A 16,719-nucleotide genomic window follows, 5' to 3' on the forward strand; every position below is an offset into this window, starting at 1 on the left:
TATATTAAATATTGGATTTTAAAAGGGGGGACAAATAATTTGAAAAAAAGAGAATTTTTGTTTTGCTCTTTAATTCTAAATATTGTTTTGATTACAATGGCATTCGTTTTTATTCATCAAAAAGGAGGACTTTCACACTTAAAAAATATGTTAGGAAATACATCAACGCTTCATAAAAACAGTATTTCACTAGTAAAAGAGGAGGCAAAGACGATAAGTAGTACAAAACACCATGATGTTGTTTTTTTAGGCGATAGTCATACGGAATACTTCGAATGGGGAGAATATTTTTTAGGAATAACTGTTTCTAATCAAGGGATTGCTGGTGATACATCAAAAAAATTATTAGAACGTTTAAATCAGGTTAAAGCTGTTACACCTAAAAAAATATTTTTGATGATAGGCATAAATGATTTGAAAAAAGGGTTATCTGTTCAGCAAGTATCGGATTATTATAAAGAAATTATTAACGTAATAATACGTGATAATCCAGATGTTAAATTATATACACAGAGCGTTTTATATGTTAATAGAAATAAATTTCCAATGTATTTTAAAAAAAATGCCAATAAACTGAATAAGAAAGTACAAGATTTAAATAAAGAAATTGAACGTTTAAGTAATACAAGGAAAAATATAAACTATATTGATGTAAATAATGTTTTACAAGAAAAAGATGAGTTACCAGGCGATTTAACAGTTGACGGTCTACACTTAAATGCTAAAGGATATAAAAAATGGACAGAACACTTAAGTCCATATATCAAGGAACGGTAAGACGATAAACATAAGTTTAATATTTAAATCTTCATTGAGTTAATAGGAAGATGCCGAAGAATCTTTTGAACGAAAGAGTAGAAGAAGGGAATATCTAAACGTTCGCAGAAAAGAACGAAATTGTTTGACTTTAGAGTAAAAAGTTGTCAAAATAGCAAATGTAAGCGAATTCAAAAACATTGTTTTACAAGAGACAATCACTTTAAGAATGATTGTGATTGGAATGTAAGCAGGAGGTGAAAATGACGGGTGATTGCAATTTTGAAACCGCTTGCATAATTGAATATGTGAAATGTTTAATAAACAAATAATTCGTAAGTACGAATTGAAAATAAAAAATGAGTATGTGTGTTGAATCCACTCTAAGGAAAAGCGTAAGGGTCATGTTAACGAATGAAAATCATTTTAGTTTCACAAAAAATAGTATTCGGGGGAAATGAAATTGAACCAATATGTAAAGAAGCTGATGATTGTTTTATTGTTATCGATGGTCGTATTGCCTATTAGTGGAAAAGCTTTGGAATCTGATTTATATCAAGAAACATATCGTAATCAGTATCATTATTCTGCAAAGAAAAACTGGTTAAACGATCCGAATGGTTTAGTTTATTTTGATGGGGTCTATCATATGTTTTACCAGCACAATCCTGAAGGGAATGAGTGGGGGAATATGTCTTGGGGTCATGCAACAAGTACCGATCTTGTTCATTGGGAGGAACAGGAGGTTGCGATCCCTCAAGCAGAGAATAGCCCTTGGGTCGATTTTTGGTTTAAAACAGACGCAGATGAAAAACCCGTTCATTATATTGGAACACCAACTACCAACTGGGATGGCGGTCATCCAAATGGGAAGAAATATATTTTTAGCGGCTCTATTATTGTTGATAAAGAGAACGTCGCAGGCTTTGGTGAAAACGCTTTACTCGCCTATTATACAAGCACCTATCAAGTTGCAGTAAGAGACGATGATACAAGCATAGATCCATTAGGAAATTATTTGGGATTGCGTGAAATCCAAGAGCAATGTCTGGCCTACAGCACAGATGGAGGTAAGACCTTTACAAAGTATCAAGGCTCAACGCCTGTCTTGCCTGTAACGGCAGTACCGAATGGACAAACGGGGAATTTCCGTGACCCGAAAGTCGTATATGATGACCAGCATAAAAAATGGTTAATGCCACTTGTTGCGGGGCAGGAAGTCACCATTTTTTCATCTACTAATCTAAAAGACTGGACCTATGAATCTAGTATTATTCGTGAACATGACAGAGGGGTCGGCGTTTGGGAATGTCCTGAACTGATTCCGATGCGAGTAAAAGGAACAGATGAATTAAAATGGGTGCTATCGCTTAGTGTACAAGCGGGTGCACCTGCGGGCGGCTCTGGCATGCAGTATTTTGTAGGAGACTTTGATGGAAAGCTATTTCATCCATTAACGAACGATACGTTGAAAAATCCTAAATGGTTAGATTTTGGTGAAGATTTATATGCGGGAATGACATTTAGCAATGTACCAGATCGAACTATCATGCTAGGATGGATGTCGAATTGGGCGTATGTTGGTGAGCAAAAAACGACGCCATGGAAGGGTGAGATGACGCTGCCTCGTGAACTGACACTGGTAAAAAATGGAGAGAATGATTATAAAATTATCCAAAAACCTGTTAAAGAAATTGATCAAATCAGTCAAGGGAACATTCAATTAGGTGATCGGAAAATAAAAGCGATCGAAACAGAAAAAACATCTCAAATTACAAACTTCCAAGGAACACAATATAAAGTGAGTGCAAATTTTTCTTGGAAAGATGATCTAACTCCAGATAACGTTGGTTTCAAACTAAGACAATCAGAAGATGGCTCGAAATATATAAGTGTAGGCTATAATCCGAAAAGTCAGGAAGCTTATATTAAACGTTCTACAGATGGTGAGAATATAAATCGTGATCAGACGAAAGTAAAGCTTGAAGGAAACCCTAAAAATATTAAGCTTACTGTTTATATAGACTCATCTTCCATTGAGGTATTCGTCAATGATGGCGAGAAAACTTTAACTCAAATTGTGTACCCAAATCCAGAAAACCCAAGTGATACGAAAAACCTATCATTTTTTGCAAGTAATGGGGAAGTGCAAATTTCAAATGCAATAGGATCTCATTTGAAAAGCATTTGGGGGAACTAACCATCAGTGGGGTGCAGACAAAAGTACGACGTCCTGTCACATTGTCTGCACTAACTCTTCCTATATGTCGAAAAATCCCCGACTGTTTAAAGTTACACTTAATCACTTATCCTTATATTTATATATCCAAGAAAAAGGAATTTATAATAGAAAAAGAGAATAAGTTAACTAGGATATCTATCTTAAAAATGTAAGGATGAATTAGTAAAAATGGCACAAGTGAAAACAAATGCAATGCGGATACTTGATTCAAAAAAGGTTGATTACCATTTCATTACCTATGATAACAAAGATGGGAAAATTGATGGGGTATCGGTTGCAGAAAAAATTCAGAAAGATCCGAGTGAAGTTTTTAAAACACTAGTAGCGCAAGGGCATAGTAAAGAGATTTATGTTTTTGTTATTCCTGTTGCAGAAGAGCTTGATTTAAAAAAAGCAGCGAAGGCAGCAGGTGAAAAAAAGGTTGAGATGATTCATGTCAAGGATATTCAAAAGCATACAGGCTATATTAGAGGCGGCTGTTCTCCTGTCGGGATGAAAAAGCAGTATCCAACCTTTATTGACAGCCATGCAGAAGAAAATCCTTCAATAGTGGTTAGCGGTGGGAAGATTGGTGTTCAAATTGAGCTGGCAGTCGATCATTTAAAAGAAGTGACGAATGCAAAGATAGAAGATATCATTAAAGATCATTAATGTATAAACGATCAGCAAATTTGTGAAAAGAGTAACAATAAAAGCGGTTAAACCTAAATGATATGCTCTGAATCACCCTTTCAAATCACCAAAATAGGCGGATTGCATACATTACATAGAAGATGCTTTGAAAGGGGATTAAATGATGTTTGTACCGCCGTTTTATTACTATCCGCTACCGTATGATGATCAATATGAATTTCGTCAACAACCTGGAAGCCCGCCGCCTTTTCCGCCAGGCTTTCCTGGGGGACCGTCATCTCCTGGAGGGGCGCCAGGAGGGGGAGGAGCACCAACATCACCACCGCCATCCTATACACCGCAGCTCCTAGAATCACCCTCTCTTTATGCCGTTGATCCAGGATCAATGAGAAGATGCTTATATCGCTTCACATATGTTTGGCTTCGGAACGGACGAAGCTTTTGGTTTTATCCGACATACATTGGAAGAACTTCCGTTGCTGGTTACCGTTGGAGAGGCAATCGTTGGATGTACTATGGAACAGACGCGGATCGAATTCGTTCCTTCCAATGCTCTTAAGTTGAGAGGAATTTCAAAAAAAAAGAGGTGTTCAATTAGACACCTCTTTTAACATTTTTCTTTAAACCTGATCAAGACCCTGCACTTTCATATTTTCACTAGACTTTTTGGAAAATCAAGCTGATATAATTTCTGATATCGAAGTGATTTCTCCATCAATTCCTCGTGTGTCCCTTTCATCAAGATTTTCCCATTCTCCATAAAAAGGATCTCGTCCATGTCCTCAACGCCAACGAGGTGATGAGTGATCCAAATGATCGTTTTCCCTTGCAGACTTGAAAAAATCGTGGAGAGCAGCTCCTTTTCAGTCCGTGGGTCAAGGCCGGCATTAGGCTCGTCTAAAAGGACGATCGGGGTATTTTGCAGTAAGATTCGACTAAGTGCAATGCGCTGTCGTTCTCCCCCTGAAAATCGTTGCCCCATCTCATGCATTGGAGTTTGATATCCTTGTGGAAGTGCAGCAATTAATGGCTCCAATTGCGAAAGCTTAATAGCCTTGTTTAGCTCCTCATCTGATGCTTTTTCATTTCCTAATCGAATATTATTTTCAAGTGTGGTATCAAATAAATGAGGGTTCTGATTTAAAACAGAAATCATCTTCGAAATTTGGTGACCATAAGCAGCTGCAGACGCTCCATTAATGGTAACAGCTCCACTGGTAGGAATAAGAGCCCCGTGTAACAGCTTCAATAACGTCGATTTTCCTGAACCACTCTTCCCGATAATGGCGATTCGTCTTCCTTGCGGGATTTCGATAGAAATATCATTTACAGCATAATCATCTCCTTCATCATAACGAAAGCTAACATTTTCTACCGAAATGAGAGCGTTTTGTACCGTGTTCTCTATTAAAAGACCTGTATGTAAGGATGGCTCTTTTAGACTCACCATTCTTAAACGTGAAAGTGAATCCTGATACTGTGGAATTTTCTCTATCGCATTTGAAACGGCAAGAAAGGATTCCATAATGGGAAAAGCAACTAAAATAATAGCAGCGATCAATGTTACCGAGATCCTTTGCTCTGTATATAGCTGTGCTGACCAATAGATAAGAGAGATGACAACAAGGCCGATCACCAGTTGACTAAAAAATCCTCTCCAGCGAACAAAGCGATGCAAGGTCTGATGAATATGAGCAACCTTCTTTTCATCCTTTTCATAATCTAAAACAAAATCGTTCGCTCTTCCGCTGATCATCCAGTCACCAATTCCAAGAATAGAATCTGTCAGCTTTTGATAAAGTCCGCTTCTCTCCTTCTTCAATTGGATATGCTTCCTCTTTGTGATCAGATAAGAAAGAAAAGGAATGATGATGACAAGAATAAAAATATAAAAAGCCATCAAAAGCGAAAATGTGAAATCAAATAATCCGAGTGTACCAATAACGATCCCATACATCAAAAGCACGGCGATGCTAGGGAAAATCGTTCGCAAGTACACGTTTTGAAGCTGTTCAATATCCTCAGCAAGAAGGCCAAGCATATCTCCTAAGCGGTAACGTGAACGAATAAAAAGGGCTTGAGGCTCTAAAATTTGGTAAAGCCTTACCCTCATTTTAGATAAAATTCGCAAAATGGTATCATGGCTTATTAATCGTTCTACATAATGAAGGACTGCGCGACTAATTCCGAACGTACGGACCCCAACAATCGGAACATAAACCATTAATACATTCTCGGGGCGGAGGGCCGATTTGGAAATAAGGAATCCTGATGTAAACGTGAGCATAGCAGCTGACATAAGAGTCAGAATGCTTAGAACGATGATTAGGCTAAAGCGTCTCTTGTTTCCTTTCGTAAATGGACTCAGCCATTTTTCCTGTTTCAAAAAAATCCCTCCGATCCTAAGTAGTTAATAATCGATAATACGCTCCTTTTTGGGCAACAAGCTCGTCATGAGTTCCGATTTCTGCTATTCTCCCTTGATGGAGCACAATAATCATATCCATTTCCTGCATCCAATGAAGACGATGGGTGGCTAAAAAGACAAGCTTGTCTTTGAATAATGAAAGCATCGTTTTCTTTAATTCATACTCGGTTTCTATATCGAGGTGAGAGGTCGGTTCATCTAAAAACATAAGCGGACGCTTGCTTAGAAAAGCACGAGCAAGGGCTACTCTTTGCTCCTGTCCGCCGCTTAAAGACCGCCCTCCTCCTCCGATTTGTTCATTCATACGATTCGGAAGGCTTTGGACCATTTCCGATAAACCTGCTGCTTTAATCGCCTGATTAATTTCTTCTTCGGTCGCTTCAGGTGTATAAAATCGAATGTTATCTGTAACAGAAGCGCTAAAAATGTAAGGCTTTTGCGGAATATATGTTGTTTGATTGCGCCAAGCCTGGCTCGTTAAGGGAATTATCTGTCCATTTAGACGTATTTCCCCGCTTGAGGGGGATAAAAACCCACTTAGTACATCAATCAAAGTTGATTTTCCAGCACCACTTTCGCCGATAATCCCAACTTTCTTTCTTCCATTTAAGGAAAAAGATATGTCATCCAGGGTAGGAGGGCTTCCTTCTTCTTGAAAAACAGAAATAGAAGAAAGGGTTAGAGCATTTTGCTTAGTTGGAGACTGAAGTTCTTCTGAAAGGTCTTTTAAATCAACCATTTTCTCTATGCTTGGTTCTTTTAAAATTGCTTGAATTGCTTCTCCGGCTTCTTTTCCATTTAAAGTGGCGTGATAATCGGCTCCGACCATCCGAACGGGAAGAAAATATTCTGGTGCAAGAATCAGAACGGATAGTGCTGTGACAAGCATTAAATCTCCATCAATCAGCCTCATTCCAAGTCCTACTGCAACGGATGCAATGGAAAGCATCGAGAAAAAATCGAGAGAAAAGGAAGACAAAAAGGCAACCTTTAACGTCCCCATCGTCGCCTTCCGATACTTGTGACTGACCCTTTCAATACTGCTGCTGTGAGCTTTGCTTTTTCCTAAAAACTTTAACGTCTCTAAACCTCGTAACGAATCTAAAAAATGGTTAGAAAGAACACGATAGGACGCCCATTGCTGATCCATTTGCTTTTTGGCTGTTAAACCGACAAGGATTAAAAAGGCTATTAATATAGGAAGAGTTACGGTTAAAATAATGCCAGAGATGAAATCCTTCCAAAAGATGTAGACCAAGACGAGAGCAGGAACAACACCCATGGAAATCATTCTCGGTAAAATCAACTCTAAATACGTTCGAAAATGATTGATGCCTTCTAATACAAGTGTCACAAGATTACCTGTTCCGTGATGCTTTGTAAACCTCGGTCCAAGCTCAAAAAGCTTTGTTACGAATTGCTGCCGTAGATCTTTGCTTGTTTTTTCAGCAAATTGAAAGGCTATTTTTTGTTGAAGCATCCCGATAAAATGCCGCAAGCTAAAGGCAATCAGAAAGAAAATAGTTTTAGGTAGTTGGGACTGCAGCGATTGACCAGAAAAAAGCGAAGAGATGACTTCCGCCAGCCACTTCGCTTGTAAAATAATGCAAATACCTTGAATAAAAGTGAGTACCGTTAACAAAAGGAGAATCGGCTTAATCCCTTTGTATTGAAATAAATTTCGTCCCATTAGTAATCCAAATGCTGTTTCTCATGAACCCGTTTATGAAAAACAAAATAGCTCCAAATTTGATAGCCTAATACAAACGGAAGGAGAGTGACAGCTACAATGGTCATAACTTTTAAAGAATAAGTCCCAGATGCCGCATTCTGTACAGTTAAATCAAAGGTTTTGCCTAAAGAGCTAATCATGACACGCGGGAACATGCCGATAAAGATTGAAGCAAACGATAAAACGATAACCGCTCCAGTCATTCCGAATGCCCATCCATCCTTTTTCTTAGAGATAAAGTAGCCAATAAGTAAAAAGGCAGCAATCCCAAGTACAGCAATAATGGAAAGAATGACTCCGCGAGCTTCAAATAAATCAGTCATGAAATATGTTAAGATCGCAAAAAGTGCAAGCAGCAGGCCGAGTGGAAGAAGGAGCTTGTGAGCAGTTTTTCTCGCTCTTTCCTGTAATTCCCCAATCGTTCTAAGCGTTGTAAAGGTTAGTCCATGTACAAGGCAAAGCATGACAACGGTGATGCCGCCAAGAAGAGTATAACCATTAACAATGTCAAAAAAGCCTGCATTCATTTCCATATTTTTATCAATCGGAAGTCCTTTTACTAAGCACGCAAACACGACACCGAATAATAATGGAGGTAAAAGGCTGCCTAGAAAAATAACGACATCCCATGTTTTCTTCCAAGTAGGATCCTGAACCTTACCCCTAAATTCAAAGGACACGCCTCGGCCGATTAAGGCTAAAAGGACGACAACAAGAGGAGTGTAAAAACCGCTGAATAAGGTTGCATACCAATTTGGAAAGGCGGCAAACATCGCCCCTCCAGCGGTAAGAAGCCAAACTTCATTCGCATCCCAAAAAGGACCAATAGAATTAATTAAAACACGTCTTTCCCCTTCTGTTTTGGCGATGAGTCCTGTTGAGATCCCGACTCCAAAATCGAAGCCCTCTAAGAAAAAGAATCCGATAAATAAGACAGCAACTAATAAAAACCAAACTTCATTAAGAGCCAACGTTGTAACCCTCCTTTTGAAAAGGATCATTTGTAACTTTTGGTGCTGCTTCCGTTGCATAAGGTCCTTTTTTTGCAATTCCAACAAAGAGATAAACCAAGACACCCGCAAGAATGGCGTATATACCAGAAAAAGAAATAAGTGAGAAGAGCACTTGTCCAGCGCTTACGCTAGGTGAAATACTATCCTCTACCCGCATTAATCCAAATACAGTCCAGGGCTGACGGCCAATTTCAGTCATAATCCAACCAGAGGTATTTGCAATAAAAGGAAGTGAAATAGCGAAAAGCATAAAGCGGAAATACCATTTTCTCGCTTTTTCTAATTTTTTTCTAAAAGCAAGATAAGCGCCGTATAAACTTAATAAAATCATAAGAGATCCAGCTGCCACCATAATACGGAAGCTCCAGAAGGTCGTACGTACAGGTGGAATATAATTTGCCTCACCGTATTTTTCTGTGTATTCAGCTTGCAGCTCCTGCATTCCTTTTACAGAGCCAGAAAACTTGCTGTAGGATAGAAAGCTTAGAAGATAGGGGATTTGAATTTCTGCTTTATTTTCCTGGTTTTCTGAATCAATGGAAGCTGTTACAGTCCAAGGAGCTGGGTCAGGACTTGTTTTCCATAGTGCTTCACTAGCTGCCATTTTCATCGGCTGCGTTTCAACCAAATATTGTGCTTGGCTATGTCCAAACACAGCTGTTAAAAAGGATGAGATTAAGGCTACAACAATCGCAATGTTAAAGGATTTCTTAAAAAAGGAAACGTCCTGCTTTTTCATAAGCTTCCAAGCACTAATTCCTGTAACGAGAAAAGCTCCTGTTGCTAATGCGCCTAGTACAGTATGGGGAAACTCCACCAGTACCTGTCCGTTTGTGATAAGTGCAAAGAAATCATTCATTTCGGCACGGCCGTTATTGATTGCGATACCCACTGGATGCTGCATAAAGGAGTTTGCAACTAAAATCCAAAAGGCAGATATTGTTGTACCGAGAGCGACAAGCCAAATGCAGACTAAGTGAACTTTTTTCGATAATCTCTCCCAGCCGAATATCCATAAGCCAATAAAGGTGGATTCCATGAAGAAGGCCAATAGTGCTTCAACTGCCAATGGAGCACCGAAAACATCTCCGACAAACCGAGAATAATTAGACCAGTTCATGCCAAACTGGAATTCCTGCAAAATCCCTGTTACGACTCCAACAGCAAAGTTGATAAGAAAAAACTTTCCCCAAAACTTAGCCATTTTTTTATACTCTTCGTTCCCTTTTACCACATACATCGTTTCCATTAAGGCAATTAAAAATACAAGTCCAATCGAAATAGGTACAAAAATAAAGTGAAAAATCGTGGTGGAAGCGAATTGAAGCCGGGATAAAAATACCATATCCATCTTGTTTATTCCTCGCTTTCTTTTTTTTCATTCAACCGTAGAAGGCCTGTGACAAAATGTGAGTTAAAGTGACAAAAGTCGTTGATAGCAGATCAAACATTTTATGAAGAATAAATATTATGTTATCGCTTGTAGGGCGTCTCCCCTTTGTTTGTTTATGTCTTTTATCATAATGAAAAAAAGTAAAAAATAGGTGAAAAATGGGAAAAGTTAATAAAATGTTCATAATTTCACACTTATATGCCACATGGATATTGAACAGTATTGCATCCCTTTCAAACATATTGTATAAAGGAGATTTACGGATTTAATCAAAAAAAGAACCAGCTCAATCGAGGGAATGAGCTGGTTCTTACTATTTTATGCACTTACTGGTCGTAATTAAGCTTCTTTTACGAGTCGATATTTTTGCTTAAATTCTTTATATTTATTGGCGACTTTGTGATGGACAGGATGGGAGCTTGGAATGCCTAAATATTTTGTGATGACCTGATTGATTCCGTTTTTTCGTATAGCTTGCTTCAATTTAACGGCTTCTGGGTCTTTGTCGTAATCAAATAATAGTGCGGCAGCCATTGCTTTTGTAAGATTGGATACATCCATGCCAAGATCATACGTCTGCAGAGCTGGGCGAACTAAGCGGTCACTAATCGAAAGCTTGCGAATCGGGGAGCGTCCAACACGAATGATCTTATCAGTCAAATCAGGGTTCGTGAAGCGATTAAGGATCTTATGAATATATTTTTCATGCTTTTCTTCATCTAGACTGTATTTTTCGGTTAACATATTTCCTGTTTCCTGCATGACCTTTTTAATTTCTAATTTTAATTTTGGATCAGCCATCACTTCTTGGATTGTAGAATATCCTTCTAGATAACCATAATAAGCTGCACAGCAATGGCCGGTATTGACAGTGAATAGTTTTCGTTCAATAAAGGCTTCGAGGGAATCTACTAATTTGACATCCTTTATGTCTGGCAATCCTCCAAGCATCGCAGAACGGTCAATTACCCATTCGAAGTAAGGCTCAACGGTTACTTCAAGTGGATCTTCGTGGTGCTGTGCGGGTACGATTCGATCGACAGCTGCATTCGGAAACGCTACATAGCGATCTACTTTTTCATGTAGGTCTTCTGGGATATGCTCATAAACCCATTTCTTTAGCTTAGAACTAGCCCCAATTGCATTTTCACAGGCAATAATATGAAGGGGGTGAGTATTAGTCTGCAATCTAAGCTCGATTCCTTTTGCAATTTTCTCTGCGATGTTTTGTAAATTTGATACACCTACAGCAGTGGTGATCAGATCAGTTTCAACAATGCGTTTAGCTACGGAACCTTTATCCTGTGAAGAAATGCATGTGACGTTTTTAACCAATATTTCGTCGTTTGTTTGGTTGGCGATATAGACGGAGTATTCTTTTCTTTGCTTGAGAAGTGAGATTTTCTTTTTGTTACGTGTAACAAAGCAAACATCATATCCTGACTCTGATAAAAGTAATCCAATAAAACCTCTACCAATATTTCCTGCTCCAAAATGTACAGCATGTGGCCTTTTTTTGTGAGTTAACTCACGTATATTTAAATCACTACTTTCATTGTGCGGCCTATTCATAGGCTATCACTCCTTTTTGTGATTGTTTGAAAATTCTGATATATACAGATATGCAGTGACCTTGCCGAAGGAATCGGCAAGGAAACTCACATTTATGTGGAAAACTTACAATCTATGATCCTATTTTCTGTAATAAGCTTTCAATTAAGTCATTTAATTTGTGGTCTTCTAATGAATTAATCGTATGATGGCCTGTGCCAAATGGCAGTTGCTTCGTAATGGTGTTTTTAATTACGACAGTATGAATACCGGCAGCAACAGCAGCACGTGAGCCATTCGGTGAATCCTCGATGGCAATTGCCTCGTTTGCTTCAACGCCTAAATGCTCTAAAGCTTGCAAATAAAGGGTAGGATCTGGTTTTACATTTTCAACATGATCTGCTGTTCGGTAGCAGTCGAAATATTCTTCAATACCTAGCTGATTTACATATTTTTCAACCCAATCCATATGGGAGCTTGTTGCTAAACCAATTTTAAATCCTGCAGCCTTCGCTTCCTTCAAATAATTGAGAACCCCGGGTCTAATAGACTCTTGTTCCATTAATTCAGTATGTCTTGCTTGGATTGCCTTTCTGAATTCATCAAGGTCGATCGGAATATTGTGATGTGTACTTAAATAAGTGTAAGGATTGAAGGAGTGGAGGCTAGTGCCGAGGCATTCCGAATATTTTTCAAGTGTTAATTCAACGCCATGTTCCTTATAGGCATCTCGAAAAGCAACATACCATGCCGTCTCTGTGTCAATAATGGTACCGTCAAAATCAAAAATAATCGCTTTAATCATGTAAATTTCATTTCTCCCTTCAGATAGAATATTTGTCATGCTATATGACAGAGTTAAATAAAATTTTGCTTGAAATTCAGTAAAAAATGTGAATCTCATATATAACCGTAACATTTAGTGACGAAGTGTTCAAGGAAGATACAAGAAAATGGGCTGGATATGTAATAAAATGTAACAATGCAAACCATCTGTATAATAGTAATGGAATCGCTGTCATAAAAAAATTTAAAAAATTTTATTTTCAGTTAAATGAAAGCGAATTCAAAAAAGAATGAAGTTGAAACAACAATGAAAAAATTCATCTTAAAACAAAGCCAAAAACTGTAAAGGGGTTTGAAAAATCGGAGAGATCTTTCCATAAATAGGATGATTCCATCTTTACAACGTAACAGTGTTATGTTACATTGATGGAAATGAAAGGAGAGATTGAATGAGTGGTGAGCTTATATCAAAAAAAGATTTATTGGATCTTACTGGGATTTCTTATGGCCAATTATATAGATGGAAGAGGAAAAACTTAATTCCTGAGGAGTGGTTTATTCGTAAATCTACTTTTACTGGTCAGGAGACGTTTTTTCCAAAAGAAAAAATATTCGATAGAATTGAAAAAATTCAAGCAATGAAAGAAAATCTGTCGCTTGATGAATTAGCTGGCATGTTCTCCCCGAGTGTTTCAGAGCTTCAATTAAGTCAGAAAGAATTAATAGAACGAAACATTGTTTCGGAAACTGCTCTGGATTTTTTTCTAGAGAATTTCCCGCAAACTGAAGAATTATCCTTTGAAAAAATTCTACATGTATATATATTAGAAAAGCTTTTACAGTCTGGTGATATCAACCTTTCGGAAGGAAAATTACTTTTACAAGTACTAATGGATTACTACCAGCAAGTAAAGCAAAAAAACAGCATGGTCTTATTTATTCGAAAATTAGGTGTTTCTTCATGCCTGCTCGTTTCAAATACAGATGGCTTATTTTTTGATCATGGTACAAAAGTTGTTGTAAAAATGTCCATTATGGATTGTATGGAGGAATTAAAAACGAAATTACTGTAGTGGGGGCGTGAGTTATCATGGATCAAATGAAAAATTTAATGATTAACGGATTTGGTTCTTCCAATGGTGGTGAATTTTACCAAGTAACGATTAATGGAAAAGGCACCATTAACGGTGACTTGAAATGTCATGATTTTGGTTGTAATGGAACGGGCTTAGTGAATGGAGATATAAAGGCAGACAAAGCAAAGATTAGTGGAAATGTCAAAGTGACAGGCAATGTCCATCACTCAGAGCTTATTGTTGAAGGCAGGGCATCAGTGACGGGAGATGCGAATACAACAAATTTAAGAATCTCTGGAAAAGCTTCTTTTGGTGGCAGCGTAATGGGAGAAGAAGTGAGGGTTCAAGGAAAAGTAGTAACAGGCGGTAATTTGGAGGCTGAAAACTTTTATGTAGAGGGACAGTTTACAGTTGGAGGATTACTAAATGCCGATCAAATTGAAATTGATCTTTATGGGGAGTCTAAAGCAAAGGAAATCGGTGGTCAGACAATTAAGGTGAAGCAAAAAGGAAATGGTTTTTTTGATTTGTTTAAAAGTGTTTTTCAAGCGAGGTTGGAGTCGGAGCTAATTGAAGGAGATTATATTGAAATAGTGAATACGAAAGCGAAAATCGTAAGAGGTAATCATGTCGTGATCGGGAAAAATTGCGAGATAGAATTAGTGGAGTATAAAGAAATTTTTAAGCAGGACAAAAATTCATCAGTAAAGAAGCATATTCAAATTTAACGAAAAAGAGGTGTGTGCATGAGTGAAAATAATCATCTTACGATAAATGGTTCTGGAAGCTATGCAGGGGGCTCCTACAATAAAGTGATAATTAGAGGAGAAGGAACTATTACGGATCACGTTGAATGTAAAGTATGTAAAATATATGGAACTGGTGATATGCATAAAGATGTATCAGCTGATTTTTTAAGTGTATTTGGTGAAACGGAAATTGGAAAGAGTTTAAAAGCAGAGAAAATAAGCATACTAGGTACGATCTTAATTGGCGGGAAGGCTTCTATTGGAAAAACAAAAGTGTTCGGTACAATCGATATCCATAATGGATTTACAGGAGAACAAGCTGACATTAAAGGGACTTTATCTGTCAATGGGGATGCGGAGCTAGAAACCCTTATGCTTAGTGGTGGCTTTGAAGTAGCTGGTTTATTAAGTGCAGATACGATAGATATTGGCCTTCGTTTTGGCACAAGTAAAGCACAAGAAATAGGTGGAGAACGCATAAAAGTCCGTAAAAAAAATCCGTTCTTTGCATCGAAAAGAATGGAAGGAAGTCTAGAAGCAAAAATCATTGAAGGTGACGATATTTATTTAGAAAATACACATGCAGATACGGTGAGAGGGAATCATGTTCAAATTGGAGCAGGCTGTGTGATAGGTTTAGTCGAATACAAAAATACGTATAAAGCCTCAGCGGATTCGGCGGTAAAAGAATTTCGAAAAGTGTAATGAACGAAGTAGATATTTTGGTGAAAAAATTTTTCGACTTGAAAAAGAAACGTATGTTCGGTAAACTATCATTAATAAATATCACCCAAAAGGAGTATAAAAATGGAAGCGAATCAAAAAAATCTGGGCTTTGTTGTTGCTGGATTAATGCTTGGGATCTTAATGGCTTCAATGGATAATACGATTGTCGTGACCGCAATGGGAACCATTATTGGGGAATTAGAAGGACTCGAAAACTTTGTTTGGGTGGTTTCAGCCTATATGGTAGCAGAAATGGCAGGTATGCCTATCTTCGGCAAGCTATCCGACATGTATGGAAGAAAACGCTTTTTTATTTTCGGAATCATTGTATTTATGATCGGGTCTATTTTGTGTGGGACAGCAGATAGCATTATACAGCTAAGCATTTATCGTGCGATTCAAGGGATTGGAGGAGGAGCACTTGTCCCGATCGCCTTTACGATTGTGTTTGATATTTTTCCACCGGAAAAAAGAGGGAAAGTTGGAGGGCTGTTTGGTGCTGTTTTTGGTTTATCAAGCATTTTTGGACCATTATTAGGAGCGTATATAACAGACTATATTAGCTGGGAATGGGTGTTTTATATTAATCTCCCTTTAGGCATTTTGGCTTTTATTTTTATCGTTATGTTTTATAAGGAATCTAGAGTTCATAAAGAGCAAAAAATCGATTGGCTTGGAGCATCCTTGCTTGTTGGAGCGGTTGTTTGCTTGATGTTTGCCCTTGAGCTTGGCGGCCAAAAGTATGCTTGGAATTCATCAGTAATCATCGGTTTATTTACAGGATTTACTCTGTTGTTTCTGCTTTTTCTTTTTGCTGAAACTAAGGCAAAGGATCCAATTATTTCATTTCAAATGTTTAAAAACCGCTTATTTGCAGGGAGTACTATTGTTGCTTTTTTCTACGGAGCAGCTTTTATGTCAACAACGGTCTATATTCCTATCTTTGTTCAAGGTGTATATGGAGGGACGGCAACAAATTCAGGTTTAATCCTTCTTCCGATGATGCTCGGATCTGTTGTATCTGCTCAAATGGGTGGTTTTTTATCGACAAAAATGAGCTATCGAAATGTCATGATTTTATCAGGAATAATCTTTATTACAGGCTTTTTGTTGTTAAGTACAATTACGCAAGATACAGCTAGAGGTTTGCTTACACTTTATATGATTATTGTTGGGCTTGGAGTTGGGTTTTCCTTTTCTGTCTTAAACATGGCAGCGATTCATCACTATGATTTTACGCAAAGAGGCTCGGCTACATCAACAAACAATTTTGTTCGTTCATTAGGGATGACAATTGGTATTACGGTTTTTGGAATGATTCAAAAGAACGGATTAGCCAATCAGCTAGAGGAGGTATTTGCTGGAACAGAACAAATGCCGAAAAATGGAGCTATGGGAGATTCAAATGCTATTCTATCTGAATCAGCTCGTGCGTTAATCCCGCCTAATATATTAAATAAAATTACAACGGCATTATCAGAATCGATCGTTCAGACGTTTATGTGGGGGCTTGTACCCGCAGGGCTTGCGTTTCTATTTATCTTTTTAATGGGAAGAGAGCAGTTGAGAATACATTCTAGAAAAAAAGAGAAAGTTGAAGAGAAATTAGTTTAAATAAATAGTGAGAGCTTTGC

At 37.8% G+C, this 16,719-nt stretch carries 14 protein-coding genes; 8 read left to right on the forward strand and 6 right to left on the reverse strand.

Features of this window, described 5'->3' with window-relative positions:
* Positions 1–39: 39 nt before the first annotated feature.
* The 4 genes from FDO66_RS02790 to FDO66_RS02805 all read left to right on the forward strand — a co-directional run bounded on the left by FDO66_RS02790 (position 40) and on the right by FDO66_RS02805 (position 4,190).
* A complete protein-coding gene (locus FDO66_RS02790) occupies positions 40–777 on the forward strand; it encodes a GDSL-type esterase/lipase family protein (RefSeq protein ID WP_141430884.1) in 738 nt (245 codons plus the stop codon).
* Positions 778–1,219: 442 nt separating this feature from the next.
* Positions 1,220–2,956, forward strand: a complete 1,737-nt coding sequence (locus tag FDO66_RS02795) for a glycoside hydrolase family 32 protein (protein ID WP_181444421.1) — start codon at positions 1,220–1,222, stop codon at positions 2,954–2,956.
* 210 nt (positions 2,957–3,166) lie between these two features.
* Positions 3,167–3,649, forward strand: a complete 483-nt coding sequence (gene ybaK / locus FDO66_RS02800) for a Cys-tRNA(Pro) deacylase (RefSeq protein ID WP_141430886.1) — start codon at positions 3,167–3,169, stop codon at positions 3,647–3,649.
* Between the two features lie 145 nt (positions 3,650–3,794).
* Positions 3,795–4,190, forward strand: coding sequence for a hypothetical protein (locus FDO66_RS02805; protein ID WP_181444422.1), 396 nt, complete (start codon positions 3,795–3,797; stop codon positions 4,188–4,190).
* 87 nt (positions 4,191–4,277) lie between these two features.
* On the opposite strand, the gene cydC is transcribed toward FDO66_RS02805, so the two are convergent.
* The 6 genes from cydC to FDO66_RS02835 form a co-directional block, all read right to left on the reverse strand.
* Positions 4,278–6,017, reverse strand: coding sequence for a thiol reductant ABC exporter subunit CydC (gene cydC, locus FDO66_RS02810; RefSeq protein ID WP_141430888.1), 1,740 nt, complete (start codon positions 6,015–6,017; stop codon positions 4,278–4,280).
* A 16-nt stretch (positions 6,018–6,033) separates the two neighbouring features.
* Positions 6,034–7,749, reverse strand: a complete 1,716-nt coding sequence (cydD, locus tag FDO66_RS02815; protein ID WP_141430889.1) for a thiol reductant ABC exporter subunit CydD — start codon at positions 7,747–7,749, stop codon at positions 6,034–6,036.
* Positions 7,749–8,762, reverse strand: coding sequence for a cytochrome d ubiquinol oxidase subunit II (gene cydB / locus FDO66_RS02820; protein WP_258535544.1), 1,014 nt, complete (start codon positions 8,760–8,762; stop codon positions 7,749–7,751). The genes cydD and cydB overlap by 1 nt, the downstream gene beginning before the upstream one ends.
* A complete protein-coding gene (locus FDO66_RS02825) occupies positions 8,752–10,155 on the reverse strand; it encodes a cytochrome ubiquinol oxidase subunit I (RefSeq protein WP_141430890.1) in 1,404 nt (467 codons plus the stop codon). The genes cydB and FDO66_RS02825 overlap by 11 nt, the downstream gene beginning before the upstream one ends.
* Before the next feature lie 381 nt (positions 10,156–10,536).
* Positions 10,537–11,769, reverse strand: a complete 1,233-nt coding sequence (locus FDO66_RS02830) for a mannitol-1-phosphate 5-dehydrogenase (RefSeq protein ID WP_141430891.1) — start codon at positions 11,767–11,769, stop codon at positions 10,537–10,539.
* Positions 11,770–11,881: 112 nt separating this feature from the next.
* Positions 11,882–12,553: an HAD family hydrolase gene (locus FDO66_RS02835; protein WP_141430892.1), complete on the reverse strand. Its 672-nt coding sequence runs from the start codon at positions 12,551–12,553 to the stop codon at positions 11,882–11,884.
* A 430-nt stretch (positions 12,554–12,983) separates the two neighbouring features.
* On the opposite strand from FDO66_RS02835, the gene FDO66_RS02840 reads away from it, so the two are divergent.
* The 4 genes from FDO66_RS02840 to FDO66_RS02855 all read left to right on the forward strand — a co-directional run bounded on the left by FDO66_RS02840 (position 12,984) and on the right by FDO66_RS02855 (position 16,699).
* Positions 12,984–13,607, forward strand: a complete 624-nt coding sequence (locus FDO66_RS02840; protein ID WP_141430893.1) for a YhbD family protein — start codon at positions 12,984–12,986, stop codon at positions 13,605–13,607.
* 17 nt (positions 13,608–13,624) lie between these two features.
* Entirely contained in the window at positions 13,625–14,338 is a 714-nt protein-coding gene (locus tag FDO66_RS02845; protein ID WP_258535545.1) for a polymer-forming cytoskeletal protein, read from the forward strand.
* Positions 14,339–14,356: 18 nt separating this feature from the next.
* Positions 14,357–15,064 (forward strand): cytoplasmic protein, encoded by a 708-nt coding sequence (locus FDO66_RS02850; RefSeq protein ID WP_141430894.1) that lies wholly within the window; start codon positions 14,357–14,359, stop codon positions 15,062–15,064.
* 102 nt (positions 15,065–15,166) lie between these two features.
* The gene (locus tag FDO66_RS02855; RefSeq protein WP_141430895.1) at positions 15,167–16,699 is read left to right on the forward strand and encodes an MDR family MFS transporter; all 1,533 of its coding nucleotides are present in this window, start codon (positions 15,167–15,169) and stop codon (positions 16,697–16,699) included.
* Positions 16,700–16,719 lie beyond the last annotated feature (20 nt).

This window comes from Bacillus sp. 03113 (assembly GCF_006546985.1).
Taxonomy (GTDB): Bacteria; Bacillota; Bacilli; order Bacillales; family Cytobacillaceae; genus VATK01.

Excerpts from the sequence above, each read along its gene's own strand:
- FDO66_RS02845 (WP_258535545.1), top strand. The coding sequence starts at position 13,625 with ATGGATCAAATGAAAAATTTAATGATTAACGGATTTGGTTCTTCCAAT.
- cydD (WP_141430889.1), bottom strand. The coding sequence starts at position 7,749 with ATGGGACGAAATTTATTTCAATACAAAGGGATTAAGCCGATTCTCCTT.
- FDO66_RS02830 (WP_141430891.1), bottom strand. The coding sequence starts at position 11,769 with ATGAATAGGCCGCACAATGAAAGTAGTGATTTAAATATACGTGAGTTA.
- FDO66_RS02840 (WP_141430893.1), top strand. The coding sequence starts at position 12,984 with ATGAGTGGTGAGCTTATATCAAAAAAAGATTTATTGGATCTTACTGGG.
- FDO66_RS02850 (WP_141430894.1), top strand. The coding sequence starts at position 14,357 with ATGAGTGAAAATAATCATCTTACGATAAATGGTTCTGGAAGCTATGCA.
- ybaK (WP_141430886.1), top strand. The coding sequence starts at position 3,167 with ATGGCACAAGTGAAAACAAATGCAATGCGGATACTTGATTCAAAAAAG.
- FDO66_RS02805 (WP_181444422.1), top strand. The coding sequence starts at position 3,795 with ATGTTTGTACCGCCGTTTTATTACTATCCGCTACCGTATGATGATCAA.
- FDO66_RS02855 (WP_141430895.1), top strand. The coding sequence starts at position 15,167 with ATGGAAGCGAATCAAAAAAATCTGGGCTTTGTTGTTGCTGGATTAATG.
- FDO66_RS02825 (WP_141430890.1), bottom strand. The coding sequence starts at position 10,155 with ATGGATATGGTATTTTTATCCCGGCTTCAATTCGCTTCCACCACGATT.
- FDO66_RS02835 (WP_141430892.1), bottom strand. The coding sequence starts at position 12,553 with ATGATTAAAGCGATTATTTTTGATTTTGACGGTACCATTATTGACACA.